Origin of the sequence: Actinomadura soli, from assembly GCF_005889715.1 — a bacterium.
Taxonomy (GTDB): Bacteria; Actinomycetota; Actinomycetes; order Streptosporangiales; family Streptosporangiaceae; genus Spirillospora; species Spirillospora soli.
Genome location: NZ_VCKW01000570.1, coordinates 1 through 1,227, shown reverse-complemented (window position 1 = coordinate 1,227; position 1,227 = coordinate 1). Strand labels below are relative to the sequence as shown.

The window sequence follows — 1,227 nt, the reverse complement described above, 5'->3', positions numbered from 1 at the left end:
CGTCCCCCGACCACCCGCCCCATTAAGGGAGCCGCATTCGCGGCGCTGTATTTGTTGTGCGACCCGGCTAGCGGAGGCTTGGGCTTACTTGCCGCAAGCCCCGCTCAGCCGATGGAACAGATCAGTTCGCCGTGACCGGCTTCCGGCCCCCGCACGTCAAGCACGGGGACCGGTGGACCTCTGGCGTCGAGTCGGCGTCCAGGTATCGCAGGGCAAGACGTCGCGCCGGATGCACCCACTTGTATCCGCGCCCATTGCAGGAGACGCACGCGTCGGAATCGCTTGCCCCCTGCGCTTCTTCGCGTGTTTCGGTCAAGCGACTCCTTTCTCGGTGCGGATCATTTCGCGCAGCGCCGCCCGGATCTCGCCCGGGGCGAATCGCACTTGCTGGCCGATTTTGTAGTACGGGAACAGGTCGCGGTAATTGTCGTACACCCACGACTTGGGTTTCTGGAGGAAGGCCGCCAGTTCCGCCACGGTCCAAAGTCGATCCTCGCCGTTCACGCACCCTCCCGCTTTTCGGCGATGTGCCGAGCTGTAATAACGCGCTGGTTGATGTGACCGGCGAGGATTTCTTGTGCTTCGGTGTAGCCCTGTCCGGCGAATCGCCAGTGCGCCAGAACGTGCGTGGACTCCGGCCCCGGCAACCCGTTGCGTTCGCGGGATTCGGTGGTTTTGTGCTCGGCGCGGTCCTGGCGGAGGGTGCTCAGGGTGACCGAGTACCGGCGGGACTTGGTCGCGAAATGGCCCCGGAACCCCAGCATGTGCGCCCATGGCCGCAGCCGCAGGGCATCCATTTCCGGTCGCCCGCCCAGGTCCCAGCAGGTGCGGATCATGCGACGGGCGTGCTCGGTCACCGGGAGGCGGTCCAGATCCAGACCCCCGGCCGTCCCCAGGCCGCCGCACCGCTTGCACACCGCCGCACCGTGCGCCGTGATCACCGTGCCGACACCTTTGCAGCGTCCGCACGACAGCCGCCGGTCGACCGTCCCCGACGACTCCGCGCCCTTGGTCGAGTACTTGGCGATGTAGGCCGCGACCTGCTCATCGGTCACCCCGCCGTCGCCACCGCGCACCACGACCGCCCGCACGTCGATCTGCTCGCCCCAGACCAGCCCGCGCTGACCGTCGCCCGGATCCGGGGACATCACCTGGACCAGTCCCGCCGCCTGCGGGACCGCTTCGGCCAGCAGTTCGGCCGTGAGCCAGCGCGGCGAAGGATCATCG

General features: G+C 67.7%; 2 protein-coding genes. Both read right to left on the bottom strand.

Annotation, left to right across the window (positions count from 1 at the left end; translation table 11 throughout):
- Nucleotides 1–312: 312 nt before the first annotated feature.
- Nucleotides 313–504, bottom strand: coding sequence for a MerR family transcriptional regulator (locus ETD83_RS41875; RefSeq protein ID WP_138650773.1), 192 nt, complete (start codon nt 502–504; stop codon nt 313–315).
- Nucleotides 501–1,227: replication initiator (locus ETD83_RS43400; protein WP_329603085.1), on the bottom strand; the 727-nt coding region annotated here is incomplete at its 5' end. The genes ETD83_RS43400 and ETD83_RS41875, both read right to left, overlap by 4 nt.